Raw genomic sequence first — 13,160 nt, forward strand, 5'->3', positions numbered from 1 at the left:
TCAAACTCTCCGTTAAAGACTCTTGATTTCACTCCCGAAAGAGTCAATCAGTCAAAGACATCGAGCCAAATCACTAGCAAAAAAACTCAAACTAGCAAAACACTGACCACCACAGACGGAAGAATGTGATGATCAGCACAATTCGATCACCGAAACAATTTCGGTGATCGCACCAAAAAAATTTGGCACTGACATTCATCGGCACACTGTTGAGTTCTCAAAGAACACGCACACATCATCACTCACCGGACATCATCCGGCTCGTTCCGAGGCAACTGTTCCAGCCTAGTTCGTTTCACTCACGGACGCAAATCCGTGTGGTGTTCGGAACCAGGGGCGGTGCGAAACCTTACCAGAAGGTGTCGTACCAGTGAAATTCAGGCGTCTTCGTCCAACCTCGTTGTCCCTGACCTTGCGGTCCGGGTCGGTGTCCGTGTCGCTCTGACCTGGAATAAGTTACGCGAGGACCTGCCGGAACACCAAATCGCCAGGTCAACGGAGTTTTCGTGCGGAAGCGCACCATCATCGGCACCGAATCGGCCGGCGAAGGACCGGAGCATCGGGCAGGCGCTTGTTCCGGAACGACACCGTGTTCATGCGTCGACTCACGGATCAGTACCACTCTCGAGTAACGTCTTCGTTTGAGCCGAGCGAGGAAGGGTGCCGTGACGTCGACGGGGAACATGGTCGGGTTGTTCGCCGGAATCGGTGGCCTCGAGCTGGGGCTGACGGAGCACGGATGGAACACCGAGCTTCTGTGCGAGGTGGACCCCGGAGCACAGGCTGTCCTCCGCGCGCGGTTTCCGGACACTCCTCTGCACCCTGATGTGACGCGTCTGCGCTCTCTTCCCCAGAACACAGAACTGGTGGCGGCAGGCTTCCCCTGCCAGGACCTTTCTCAGGCCGGCCGGACCGCGGGGATCACCGGGTCGAAGTCCAGCCTCGTCGATGAGGTCTTCCGGCTTGTGAAGAGGAAGAACGGTCCCCGCTGGCTGGTCATCGAGAATGTGCCGTTCATGCTGCAGCTCGGCCGGGGTGCTGCGATGCGGCACATCACCGACGCGCTGGGCGACCTCGGGTACATGTGGGCGTACCGCGTCGTCGACGCTCGCGCATTCGGTCTACCGCAGCGCCGGCAGCGTGTGCTGATGGTCGCCTCTCGTACCGAGGATCCTCGGACCGTGCTGTTCGGCGAGGACGCCGGCATGCCCATCGAAGGCAATCCCGATCTCTATCCGTGCGGGTTCTATTGGACAGAGGGTGTCCGCGGCCTCGGGTGGGCGATCAACGCAGTCCCCACTCTCAAGGGCGGCTCGACGCTGGGTATCGCAAGTCCACCGGCCGTGCGGTTGCCGTCGGGAGAGATCGTGACCCCCGGCCTGATCGACGCCGAACGGCTCCAGGGCTTCGACCCCGACTGGACGGCACCGGCCATCCAGGCCCCCGGCGTCCGGCCCGGACATCGGTGGCGGCTCGTCGGCAATGCAGTGAGCGTACGGATGGCGTCGTGGGTCGGTCACCGCCTCAGCCATCGGATCGAATACTCCCCCGACCACGAGACGCCGCTGGCAACGGGCGACGCCTGGCCGAGCGCGGCCTGGGGGATGCAGGGCAAGACCTTCCGGGTCCACGAATCACTGTGGCCGGTCCACGCTCCGTACGAGGATCTCGGCGGGTTCCTCGACGAGTCCCGGTTGCTGTCCGCCAGAGCGACCGCCGGGTTCCTGCGCCGCGCCCGCTCCGGCAAACTGCGCTTTCCTCCGGGATTCCTCGACGACGTCGAGAATCATCTCGACCGTATGGGTGGCTTCCCGACCGTCGCCGCGTAGGGATTCGAGCACAGGGGGTTCGTATGGCGTCGTCCGACCGGCCGCCCACCGATGCTCGCACGCGCGCGCGAATGAGCAGGCAGCGTCGCCGCGACACGGCACCCGAGATTGCGCTCCGCCGGGAGCTACACCGACGCGGGCTGCGGTTCTTCGTCGATCGCGCCCCGATAGCAGGCATGCGACGCCGCGCCGACCTGGTCTTCCCCCGGCGACACGTTGCTGTCTATGTGGACGGGTGCTTCTGGCACCGGTGTCCGCTACATGCGACCGCCCCGAAGAACAATGCCGAGTGGTGGGACGCGAAACTCGCGGCGAATGTTCGACGCGACCGCGACACGGATGCACGTCTGACCGAGGCGGGGTGGACCGTCGTGCGGGTATGGGAACACGAAGATGCGACGACGGCGGCCGACCGTGTCCAGAGCTCTCTCGAGTAGGGAGATGCCCTCACGGTAGGCCGCCGACGCTGTGGTTACGGCTTGACCAGCTCTGCGTATCGAGCGATGTGCTGTTCGGCGCTACCGAACTCGTACTCGATTGCCGTCAGCCGCTTGAAGTAGTGGCCGACGGCAAGTTCCTCGGTCATGCCCATCCCACCGTGCAACTGGACTGCGTTCTGGCCGATGAACCTTGCCGCACGGCTGGTTGTCGCCTTCGCAGCAGAGACTGCGCGAGCCCTGTCTGCGTCGTCGGAACCGAGGTGCAACACCGCAAGGTACACCGCAGAAACAGCCTGTTCGAGCTCCATGTACATGTCGACCATACGATGCTGCAGGACCTGGAAACTGCCGATGGGCTGGCCGAACTGCTGACGCTGCTTGCAGTAGTCGACGGTGTCGGCGAGTACTTTGCGCATCAGTCCGACGGATTCCGAGGCGACCGCCGTGATCGCCTCGTCCACAGTCCTGGAGATTGCACTCCAGGCCTTGCCTCTCTCGCCCAACAGTGCATCCGCGGGTAGTCGCAGCCCGGTGAACTCGAGGTCGGCTGCGCGGCGGTCGTCGATCGTCCGATACGAATGGACCTCCACACCGGCGGGAGGAGCGCTGGCGTCGAACTCGAGCAGGAACAGTGAGATCCCGTCGGTATCGAATCGGTCGCCCTCGGTACGCGCGGTGACGAGAAGGTGGGTGGCCAGCGGCGCGCTGCCCGCCACGATCTTGGCGCCGTCGAGCACCCATTCGTCGCCGTCCCGCCGCGCTGTCGTGGTGACGTCGTGCAGTACGTATCCGGAAGTCGCCTCGGTGGCCGCGAACGCGGTGACGGCGTCGCCGGCCGCTATCCGTTCGAGGGCGGACTTCGCGCGGTCGCCCCCTGCGCGTCCGAGAAGTCCGCCCCCGAGAACCACTGTGTCGACGTATGGCTCGACGACGAGCGCCCGGCCGAGTTCTTCCGCCACCACCATGAGTTCGACCGGGCCGCCACCCATGCCACCGACGTCTTCGGGAAGAGTCGCACCCAGGATGCCGAGTTCGTCGGCGAATGCGCGCCACACCTCGGGCTGCCAGCCCGCTCCCGTGGTCGCGGCCTTCCGGCTGCGGCCGAGGTCGTACCGGCTCGCGAGGAATTTGGCGACCGAATCACGAAGGAGCTCCTGCTCCTTGCTCAAACCGAAGTCCATCAGAGCCCCAATGCTGCTTTGGCGAGAATGTTTCGCTGAATTTCGTTGCTACCGGCGTAGATCGATCCCGCGCGGTCGTTGAAGTAGCGCAACGGCGCGACCGCCTGCCATTCGTCGCCACTGACGTAGTCGTCGCTGGGCGGCACGAAATCCGCGACCGGGCCGCCGGGCTTCGTCGCGTGCGGCTGGTAGACGCGGCCGCGAGGACCGGCTGCCTCGAGAGTGAGCCGCGTAATCGTCTGGCTGAGTTCGGTGCCGAGTACCTTGAGCATCGACGACGCCGGCCCCGGGTCCTTACCTGCCGACAATGCTGCCAGCGTGCGATATTCGAGGATCTCGAGGACTTCGGTGCGAATGCGCGCCTCCGCGAGCGCAGCGGAGAACGCGGGATCGTCGATGAGTGTGCCGCCGGCCGGGCCTGGTTGCTCCGCTGCGGCGGTCGCGATCCTCTCGGCCATCACCTGCAGGGCAGGTGCGGCTGCTGCACCACCACGTTCGAAGACCAGCAGGTACTTGGCAACGGACCATCCCTCGTCGATCTTTCCGAGGACATTGCTCTTGGGTACCCGCACCTCGTCGAAGAAGACCTGGTTCTGCACCTCTTCACCGGAGGTCATCACCAGCGGACGGATCTCGATGCCCGGCGTCGACATGTCGATGAGCACGAACGTGATTCCGTGCTGCTTCTTCTCGGACTTCGTCGTGCGCACGAGCGCGAACATCCAGTTCGCCTCGGTGGCGTGTGTCGTCCAGATCTTGCTGCCGGTCACGACGAGGTCGTCCCCGTCGTCGACCGCCGCCATCGTGAGCGACGCCAGATCCGACCCGGACTCCGGCTCGGAGTAGCCCTGGCAGAAGAACACCTCGCCGGTGAGAATTCCGGGGAGGAAGTAGTCCTTCTGTTCCTGGGTTCCGTAGGCGATGATCGCGTGCGCGACCATCCTGATCCCCATGGGCGACAGCGTCGGAGCGCCGGCGAGGACCGATTCGCGGCCGAAGATGTAATGCTGAGTCTGCGTCCAGTCGCAGCCCCCATGCTCGACGGGCCACGCGGGAGCAGCCCAACCACGTTCATGCAGGATGCGCTGCCACTCCATGCTCGCCTCGTGATCGGAATACACGCTCGTCGCAAGCGTTCCTGCACGACGCAATTCGGGTGTCAGCTTCTCGTCGAGAAACGAGCGGACCTCGTCTCTGAAGGCGGCTTCGGCCGCTGACCACGCAAGTTCCATGTTGTCTCCCAGCAGGGTCGCTAGCCGCAACCGATTCGTGCGAATCTACGTTAACTTATCAGGATGAAACGGAGGTTACTGGCGCACGTACCCGAACGTCAACAGGACATCTGTGAACGCGGAAACAGATACGACCGACCGGATAGGTGCGACCCGGCATTCACGTAATTAGCAGATGCCCACGAGGTGTAGAACATCATTCTCAAATTCACCTATAGTGACTCTCATCACGGAGATTTAGCGTCTCGCAAGGTGGGCGCATCAGACAGGGAGTCAAGTACATGAAGTTCTGGAGCGGCACAGCGTTCATGAAGACCGCAGAGATGCCTGCGGTCGCACGGATGCTCGACCAAGCAGGGTTCCACGGCATACTGGTCTCCGACCACCTCGTCTTCCCCAAGGAAATGAAGACGGTGTACCCGGGCCACGAAAGCGGAAAAATGTTCTGGCCTGCCGACACCGAATGGCCGGACGCCTGGGTACTGGTCGGCGCCATGGCTGCCGTCACCGAGAACCTGCACTTCGGCAATAACGTCTATATCGCCCCCTCGCGCCCCATCATCGAGGTAGCAAAGCAGATCGGCACCGCTGCGACGATCGCCGGCGGACGCGTCTCGATCGGTCTGTCCGCTGGCTGGATGCGCGAAGAATTCGAACTCCTCGGCCAGGACTTCGACAACCGCGGCCCACGACTCAACGAGATGATCCAGGCTCTACGCGAACTCTGGAAGGGCGGTTGGGTGTCGTGGAAGGGCGAGTACTACGACATTCCCGAGATGATGATCGAGCCTCATCCGCCCGAGCCGGTGCCGATCCTGTGCGGCGGAGAATCGAAGGCAGCCCTGCGGCGGGCCGCGCGATATTGCGACGGCTGGGTCGGCACCGCCTACACCCTCGACGACGCCGAGCAATGGATCCGGCGCATCAACGATCTCCGACGCGAGTACGGTCGCGAGCACGAACCGTTCGACATCATCATGGGACTGCGCGACACCCCGTCCCTCGAACTGTACAAACAGGCCGAGAAGATCGGCGTCACCGGTGTGATGGTGTCGCCGTGGGCGAACTGGGAGCGCACGCACTCCGGCGACCACAACCATCTACTGGGCAGCGCAGAAAGCTACCGGGCCCCCATCGACGACTTCCGGGAGAAGATCATCGACCGGCTGACCTGAACGAGCCCCGTCCCCTACTTCGCCGGCGCCGTCTCGAAACGGTTGAGCTTGTACGTGGTCACCGGCGGCGGCACCAGATAGCGCAAGACTTTGAGTCCCAACCGGTACCGCAGCGGCCACGTACGCCCCACCTCGGATTGGGGTGACGCGAACGTCCTCGATTCGAGCAACGTCAATCCGAGGGGTTCGAGCGCGTGCGGCTCATCGCACGTCCACACCATCCGGGCGGGCACCGCTTTGAAGACCGGATTGCGGTCCTGGCTGTTCATCATTGCCCGGCCACCCGTGTCGAATGCGATACCGGCCCCGGGGAATTCCTCCACGATGCGTTCGAGCACCGTGTGCACCTGATCCGCCGGAAAGTACAGGAGTACCGCTTCGCTCAGCAGGAAGACCGGCCCGCCACGCTCCATGACCTGCTCGAACCAGTCGGTATCGAAGAGCGAACCCGCAATCGTCGTGTAGCGGTCCGAATCGGAGAAGAAACGCCTGCGCAGTTCCATGGTGTCGGGGACGTCGAGATCGAACCAGCGCACGCGACCGTTGTCGAGTCGTTCGAATCTTGTCGACAACCCGCATCCGAGATCTACGACTGTGCCGTCGGGATGTTCGGCGAGAAAGCTGCGCACGTAGCCGTCGAAGATCGACGCACGCAGCACCGATCCCGACAGCGACGGACCGCGGAACTTGGCGAAGTCGTAGTCGAGGGTGTCGACGAGCTCAGCGGCCCTGCGGTCGCCGAGCACGCTGTGACGGCGACGCGCGTCGAGCGCCCGTCCGTAGAGCGGGATCAGCAGCGTTTCCTGAATTTCGCCGAGCGAGACGGAGTCACCCATCAGCCCAATATAGGTTAGGGAAACCTAATTCGAAATGCCTTCTGTGAATTTCCGTCCGCCCAGCGGGAGCCACCGTTCCATTCACTTCTCCTCACTCCGGACCATGCAATGCATCACATTCACAGCCCACCCCCGGAGGCCTGCATGACCGCACTCTCCAGCCAACCCGACACACCCACCTCGAACGATGAGGAAATCCGCGTCATCGAAGCAGCCGCTCCCCCGGAGCGATTCGCACGCGGATGGCACTGCATCGGACTGATTCGCGACCTCGCCGACGGCAAGCCCCACCAGATCGACATCTTCGGCACCAGCGTCGTGGTATTCGCCGACAGCCAGGGGAACCTCAACGTTCTCGACGCATACTGCCGGCACATGGGCGGCAACCTGGCACAGGGCACCATCAAGGGCGACTCGATCGCATGCCCATTCCACGACTGGCGTTGGAACGGCAAAGGCAAATGCAGCGACATTCCCTACGCTCGCCGGGTCCCGCCCTTGGCCCGCACCAGAGCGTGGACCACTCTCGAACGCAACGGTCAGCTGTTCATATGGAACGACCCCGAAGGAAACCCGCCGCCGGCGGACGTGACGATTCCGCACATCGAGGGCTACGGCACCGATGAATGGACGGACTGGTCGTGGAAGACCATCCGCATCAAGGGTTCCCACTGCCGGGAGATCATAGACAACGTCGTCGATATGGCGCACTTCTTCTACGTGCACTACTCGTTCCCGCGCTATTTCAAGAACGTGTTCGAGGGACACACCGCCACGCAGTACATGCGCTCCACCGGACGCGAGGACGTCATCGTCGGCACCAACTACGACGATCCCAACGCCGAGTTGCAGTCCGAAGCCACCTACTTCGGGCCGTCGTACATGATCGACTGGCTCGAATCCCAGGCCAACGGGATGACCATCAACACCGTGCTGATCAACTGCCACTATCCCGTGAGCAACGACGAATTCGTGCTGCAGTACGGCGCAATCGTGAAGAAGCTGCCCGGATTGTCCGACGACGCAGCCGCGGGTATGGCCGCCCAGTTCGCAGACGGTGTACAGCTCGGATTCGAACAGGACGTCGAGATCTGGAAGAACAAGGCCCCGATCGACAATCCGCTACTGTCCGAGGAAGACGGCCCGGTCTATCAGCTCCGTCGCTGGTACAAGCAGTTCTACGTCGACGCCGCCGACGTCACCGACGACATGACGACGCGCTTCGAGTTCGAAATCGACACCACCCGGGCGGTCTCCAACTGGCGTCAGGAAGTCGACGAGAACATCGCCGCCGGCCGCGTCATCAACTCCACCGCGCCCTGACCCGGCGCCCGCAGCAGGAACAGGAACACCCGATGACTTACGAAGTATTGAACCGCGTCGATGCGATGGCCGACGAATTGTTCATCGAAGGTGAGCAAGCCGAGCGCATCGGCAAGCTCGCCGACGAAACGGCCAAGCGGATGAAGGAAGCCGGCTCGATCAAGATGCTTCAGCCGAAGCAATACGGCGGCCACGAGGCACATCCTCGTGAATTCGCCGAGACGGTGATGCGCACGGCGTCGCTGAATCCGTCGGCCGGATGGATCCACGGCATCGTCGGCGTCCATCCGTGGCAGCTGGCATTCGCCGATCCGCGTGCACAGGAAGAGGTGTGGGGCGAGGACGACAACACGTGGATGGCGTCGCCGTACATGCCGGGCGGACTGTGCGTACCGGTCGACGGCGGCTACACGTTCTCCGGACGTTGGCAGTTCTCCTCGGGCACCGACCACTGCGACTGGGCGTTCCTCGGTGCTCTGGCCTGCACACCGGACGGCAAGCCCGAAGAACCGATGCGCATGCTCCACGTGATCATCCCGCGCACCGACTACACGATCATCGAGGACTCGTGGGACACCATGGGACTGCGCGGTACGGGGTCCAAGGACGTCGTGGTCGAGAACGCATTCGTTCCGGACTACCGGGTCATGGACTGCGACGAGGTGATCGACGGAACCGCGGTACGCCGATACGGGCGCACCGAGACGCTCTATCTCATGCCGTGGTCGACGATGTTCCCCCTCGGCATCACCTCCGCGACCGTCGGCATCGCCGAGGGAATGGTCCATCACGCCGAGGTGTATCAGGGTGACCGGATCAACGCGCAGGGTACCGCGATCAAGGACGACCCCTACACCCTGTTCGCCATCGCCGAAGCCGTCGCCGACCTGCAGGCCGCCCGCGACACACTGCTGGCGAACGTGGACCGGATGTGGGACCTCGTCGATTCCGGGAAGACACCGACGTTCGCGCAGCGCGCCGAGGGGCGGCGCACCCAGGTGCAGGCCGCGTGGCGTGCGGTGAACGCGATCGACAAGATCTACCCCCGCTGCGGCGGCAACGCTCTGCGCATGGACAAGCCCCTGCAGCGTTTCTGGCGCGATGCGCACGCCGGACTGCACCACGCGATCCACGTGCCGAGCACGGTCTTCCACGCGTCGTCGCTCAGTCGCCTCGGTGTCGAACCACAAGGTCCTCTGCGGGCAATGATCTGACCGACCCACTCATACTCATCTCATCGGAAGGGCATTTTTCGATGCCGGATTTGAAAGCTCTGGGCTACGTGACGGTCCAGACGAACGATATGGACCGCTGGCGAACGTTCGCGTTCGACGTCCTCGGGTTCGCGCCCGGTTCCGGACCCGACCCCGACGCGCTGTATCTGCGGATGGACGAACGCGCCGCACGCATCGTGGTCGTTCCCGGTGACACGGACGAGGTTGTCGCCGTGGGCTGGGAGGTACGTGATCATGCTGCGCTGCAGCGCGTGACCGAGAAACTCGAACTCGCCGGTGTCCCCGTCAAGCGGTTGTCTCTCGAGGAGGCCGACGCTCGGCGCGTAGAGGAGGTGATCACGTTCCAGGATCCGAGCGGTGCGGTCCTCGAGGTGTTCCATGGCGCTGTTCTCGATCACTCGCCGGTGGTCACACCGTTCGGCGCACGTTTCGTCACCGGAACGCAAGGGCTCGGCCATGTGGTACTGCCGGTCACCGATCCGGACGCGTCATTCGAGTTCTACACGAAGACCCTCGGCTTCCTGCCCCGCGGCGCCTTCCGTCTGCCCACTCCGCCGGAGGTCGGGCCGATGAGGATCCGGTTCCTCGGCATCAACGAGCGCCATCACAGTCTCGCGCTGTGCCCCGCCGCGCACGGGGGCGCGCCGGGACTGATCCACGTGATGGTGGAGGTGGATTCACTCGACGCCGTCGGCCAGGCGCTCGACCGTGTCGTGAAGGACGGGTTCTCCGTTTCGTCGACTCTCGGCAGGCACACGAACGACAAGATGGTCTCGTTCTACACCCGCGCACCCGGCGGCTGGGACATCGAGTTCGGTACCGAGGGGATGAAGGTCGACGAGGCGCACTACAGCTCGGAAGAGATCACCGCCGACAGCTACTGGGGTCACGACTGGTCGGGCAGCGAGCCGCTGGCGGCGATGTAGGCGGATCCCGCACCGGGACGTGTCGGCGGGCCCCGCGGTTCCCACCGGAACCGCGGGGCCTGCATGTTTGTGACCGAATTCACGAATGCCCTTCCCTTCGCGCAACGAATGTGCCACTATTTCGATTAGAAATTGCCACGTCAAGCTACACATTCGCTTGGTGATCGCAAGGGAGCATCCGTGACCGTTCAAAGCTCGCACCCGCCCGTGCCCACAGCAACCCTCGATCGACTGTCCTCGGTCCTCGACGCCTTCGACGGACCCGGACGGTTGACCCTGTCGGGCGTCGTCCGCCGCACCGGGCTTCCGCGCTCGTCGGCGCACCGCATGCTCGATCAGCTGGTCAGAATGCGCTGGCTGCGACGCGACGGGCGTGACTACGAACTCGGCATGCGGCTGATCGAACTCGGATCGATCGCGCTCGAGCAGGACCGAGTGCACCGCGCAGCCGTCCCCGTCCTGCACGAACTGCATCGGATGACCGGCTGCGTCGTCCATCTCGCCGTACTCGACGACACCGACATCGTCTATCTCGAGAAGATCGGTGGACGCCTCGCCGGGTCGGTACCCACCAGGGTCGGGGGCCGCCGGCCGGCACGGCACACCGCGGCGGGTAAGGCGATGCTCGCCGCCACCGCACTCGACGACGCCGATCTCGTACGAGTACGAGAATCGGGCTTCGCCTTCGAGAAGGAAGAATCGCTGCGCGGATTCGGCTGTGTCGCAGCGTCGATCGGACCGGAACACGATCCTGTTGCGGCCATCTCGGTGTGCGGTCCGGTACGTTCGATGCCGTTCGATCATCGCCTCGCCAACCCTGTGCGTGCCGCCGCCACCCGAATCTGGCGCGACTACCAGGACCAACTCGTCGGTGTCTCCCCCGTCCTCGGCCGGAACCGGGCGTGGAGTACGCACCGGGTCATGGAGCCGGCATGACCGACGCCCCGCACACGTCCCCCTCACCGCCGGTCCGCGCGATGCTCGACACACTGAATGCGAATTTTCCCGCAGTGCACACCATGACCGGCCTGGCCGCCCGCGCAGCGGTGGCCGCACGCCGCGCACCGAATCCGTCGCCCCAGCCTGTCGGCCGCATCGAGGACCACCGAATCGGCTCCGGAGTACGAGTGCGTGTCTACGTGCCCGACACGTCCGCACCCACCCCGCTGATCGTATTCGCGCACGGCGGCGGGTTCGTGTTCTGCGATCTCGACTCGCACGACGGGATCTGCCGAGCAATGTGCAATGCCACCGCCTCCGTCGTGGTCTCGGTCGAGTATCGGCTCGCCCCGGAGCATCGGGCCCCAGCGGCCGCAGAAGATGTGTATCTCGCGCTCGAATGGGCCCACGACCGTGCACCGCAATTCGGCGCCGATCCGGCGCGGCTGGCAGTCGCGGGCGACAGCGCAGGCGGAAACCTCGCCGCGGTGGTGGCCATAACAGCACGAGACCGCGGCGGGCCACATCTGCGCGCACAAGCACTGCTGTATCCGGTGATCGACGACGACTTCGGCACCGACAGCTACCGACGCTACGCCGACGGTTACTACAACACGCGCGCAGCAATGCAGTGGTACTGGCAGCAATACGCACCAGGCGGCGCACTCACAGCAGACGTGTCACCGATGCGCGCCGATACGCTCACCGGCCTCCCCCAGGCCGTGATGGTCACAGCGGGCCTCGACCCGTTGCACGACGAAGGGGTCGCCTACGCGCAGCGGCTACGCTCGGATTCCGTTCCGGTGCGGCACTTGGATTTTCCAGGACTGTTCCACGGATTCCTGTCGTTTCCGTCGCTCGCTGAAAGCACCGCGGCCGCCGACGCCGTCTGGGCGGCATTCCGGAAGATTCTCACCCCGGCCCGTTCTCATTCGCTCCCGCGCTGAAGTCCGATCACGATCTCCTCGACACTGCGCCACGATCCCGGGTCGAGCGGCACTATGCTGCCCGAGACGGTGAGGCGGGCCTGCTCGAACTCTCTTGCTGCTTGGTCGATCTCATCGAAAAGAGTACGCGACAGTTCGATCTCCGCATCGAAGTAGCGGACCGCCCACTGCAAGCTCATGCGGGGAAATGCCCACGCCGGCTCGCGCGACGAATGCTCGGCGTGCAGTGCCGCGCGATCGCGCAGTTCTTCCATGTTGTCGATGTGAGCTCGGACAAGCTCTTTGAGATGTTCGGGGTCGTTGAGGTGACCCAACCACATTCGAAGCATCACGCCGTGCTTGAGGACCGGGATTTCCACCGGGGCGCTACGCGACCATGCCCCGACCGCGTCTTTGCCCGCTGCCGTGACGCTGTACACCCGGCGTCCGCGCACACCGGCCTCCGCGACCGCGCGCGACTCCACGAGTCCCATGTTCTCCAGCTTCTTGAGCTCGCCGTACACCTGACTGACCGACGGGCTCCAATAGAAGAAGCCGATGCTCCAATCCGCCCACTTCTTCAGATCGTTGCCCGACAGCTCCTCACCGAACGAGAGCATGCCGAGCACAGCCCAGCTCGTCGCAGGTAGCGACGGATACGAAGGCTCGACATATTCCGGGTGATCCGACATCCATCCGAGCCTAACAACCGCCTAGCGAACCGGAGGACCTCATCGACCGCTGAGCGAACACGTCCGCTGGGCGGGAGAGAGGGATCACACCGAACCACTCTGTCCGTACCGTGACCAGGCATGATGGAACGACCTGATCATATGGAACCCGTGTCGTGCGGCTGCGGCACCACCGTGTTCGTCGAAAAGTTCAGTGCAGCCCATACGAGCGTGCAGTGGCCCGCGCGCACGGTGTGTCCTCAGCTCGTCCACGAGCAGACGCCCGGTGGCTGGAACCCGACCTGCCCGTCGCTGCGGCGCGCGATCGACGACGCCTGCGAATCCGGTCGTATCGGTGAGACACTGCGCCACGATCCGCCACCGGTCCGCTTCAGCCGCGTCGACGCCGGAGACCACTGACCACCGGCCCGGCATCGATGTAGGTCA

The 13,160-nt window shown here is 64.0% G+C and carries 13 protein-coding genes; 9 read left to right on the plus strand and 4 right to left on the minus strand.

Annotation, left to right across the window (positions count from 1 at the left end):
* Positions 1-683 precede the first annotated feature (683 nt).
* Together MWU77_RS10320 and MWU77_RS10325 are read left to right on the plus strand one after the other, a co-directional pair.
* Positions 684-1,829 carry a DNA cytosine methyltransferase gene (locus tag MWU77_RS10320; protein ID WP_169689372.1) on the plus strand — a complete coding sequence of 382 codons (1,146 nt, stop codon included), beginning with the start codon at positions 684-686 and terminating at the stop codon, positions 1,827-1,829.
* Positions 1,830-1,852: 23 nt separating this feature from the next.
* Positions 1,853-2,266 carry a very short patch repair endonuclease gene (locus MWU77_RS10325; RefSeq protein WP_247273600.1) on the plus strand — a complete coding sequence of 138 codons (414 nt, stop codon included), beginning with the start codon at positions 1,853-1,855 and terminating at the stop codon, positions 2,264-2,266.
* Between the two features lie 35 nt (positions 2,267-2,301).
* On the opposite strand, the gene MWU77_RS10330 is transcribed toward MWU77_RS10325, so the two are convergent.
* Together MWU77_RS10330 and MWU77_RS10335 are read right to left on the minus strand one after the other, a co-directional pair.
* A complete protein-coding gene (locus MWU77_RS10330) occupies positions 2,302-3,450 on the minus strand; it encodes an acyl-CoA dehydrogenase family protein (protein ID WP_247273601.1) in 1,149 nt (382 codons plus the stop codon).
* Complete coding sequence (locus MWU77_RS10335; RefSeq protein ID WP_247273602.1) at positions 3,450-4,682, minus strand: acyl-CoA dehydrogenase family protein; 1,233 nt, start codon at positions 4,680-4,682, stop codon at positions 3,450-3,452. Before MWU77_RS10335 ends, MWU77_RS10330 begins: the two co-directional genes overlap by 1 nt.
* Positions 4,683-4,963: 281 nt before the next feature.
* Between MWU77_RS10335 and MWU77_RS10340 the strand changes: the two genes are divergently transcribed.
* On the plus strand, positions 4,964-5,857 hold the full coding sequence (locus tag MWU77_RS10340) for a TIGR03619 family F420-dependent LLM class oxidoreductase (RefSeq protein ID WP_247273603.1): 894 nt from the start codon (positions 4,964-4,966) through the stop codon (positions 5,855-5,857).
* A 14-nt stretch (positions 5,858-5,871) separates the two neighbouring features.
* Here MWU77_RS10340 and MWU77_RS10345 read toward each other — a convergent pair whose 3' ends face one another.
* A complete protein-coding gene (locus MWU77_RS10345) occupies positions 5,872-6,693 on the minus strand; it encodes a class I SAM-dependent methyltransferase (RefSeq protein WP_169689311.1) in 822 nt (273 codons plus the stop codon).
* Positions 6,694-6,837: 144 nt separating this feature from the next.
* Here MWU77_RS10345 and MWU77_RS10350 point away from each other — a divergent pair, with 144 nt between their 5' ends.
* From MWU77_RS10350 to MWU77_RS10370, 5 genes are all read left to right on the plus strand, one after another.
* On the plus strand, positions 6,838-8,016 hold the full coding sequence (locus MWU77_RS10350) for a Rieske 2Fe-2S domain-containing protein (protein WP_169689310.1): 1,179 nt from the start codon (positions 6,838-6,840) through the stop codon (positions 8,014-8,016).
* A 32-nt stretch (positions 8,017-8,048) separates the two neighbouring features.
* Entirely contained in the window at positions 8,049-9,230 is a 1,182-nt protein-coding gene (locus MWU77_RS10355; protein ID WP_169689309.1) for an acyl-CoA dehydrogenase family protein, read from the plus strand.
* Positions 9,231-9,271: 41 nt separating this feature from the next.
* The gene (gene bphC, locus MWU77_RS10360; RefSeq protein ID WP_247273604.1) at positions 9,272-10,177 is read left to right on the plus strand and encodes a biphenyl-2,3-diol 1,2-dioxygenase; all 906 of its coding nucleotides are present in this window, start codon (positions 9,272-9,274) and stop codon (positions 10,175-10,177) included.
* Between the two features lie 180 nt (positions 10,178-10,357).
* Positions 10,358-11,113: an IclR family transcriptional regulator gene (locus MWU77_RS10365; RefSeq protein WP_169689307.1), complete on the plus strand. Its 756-nt coding sequence runs from the start codon at positions 10,358-10,360 to the stop codon at positions 11,111-11,113.
* The gene (locus tag MWU77_RS10370; RefSeq protein ID WP_169689306.1) at positions 11,110-12,063 is read left to right on the plus strand and encodes an alpha/beta hydrolase; all 954 of its coding nucleotides are present in this window, start codon (positions 11,110-11,112) and stop codon (positions 12,061-12,063) included. Before MWU77_RS10365 ends, MWU77_RS10370 begins: the two co-directional genes overlap by 4 nt.
* Here MWU77_RS10370 and MWU77_RS10375 read toward each other — a convergent pair.
* On the minus strand, positions 12,045-12,734 hold the full coding sequence (locus tag MWU77_RS10375) for a PadR family transcriptional regulator (RefSeq protein WP_169689305.1): 690 nt from the start codon (positions 12,732-12,734) through the stop codon (positions 12,045-12,047). The genes MWU77_RS10370 and MWU77_RS10375 overlap by 19 nt on opposite strands.
* A gap of 120 nt (positions 12,735-12,854) precedes the next feature.
* Between MWU77_RS10375 and MWU77_RS10380 the strand changes: the two genes are divergently transcribed.
* Positions 12,855-13,133: a hypothetical protein gene (locus MWU77_RS10380; protein WP_247273605.1), complete on the plus strand. Its 279-nt coding sequence runs from the start codon at positions 12,855-12,857 to the stop codon at positions 13,131-13,133.
* The last annotated feature ends 27 nt before the right edge of the window (positions 13,134-13,160 follow it).

The sequence above is a fragment of the Rhodococcus sp. F64268 genome (assembly GCF_023015605.1).
In the GTDB taxonomy this organism is placed as follows: domain Bacteria; phylum Actinomycetota; class Actinomycetes; order Mycobacteriales; family Mycobacteriaceae; genus Rhodococcus.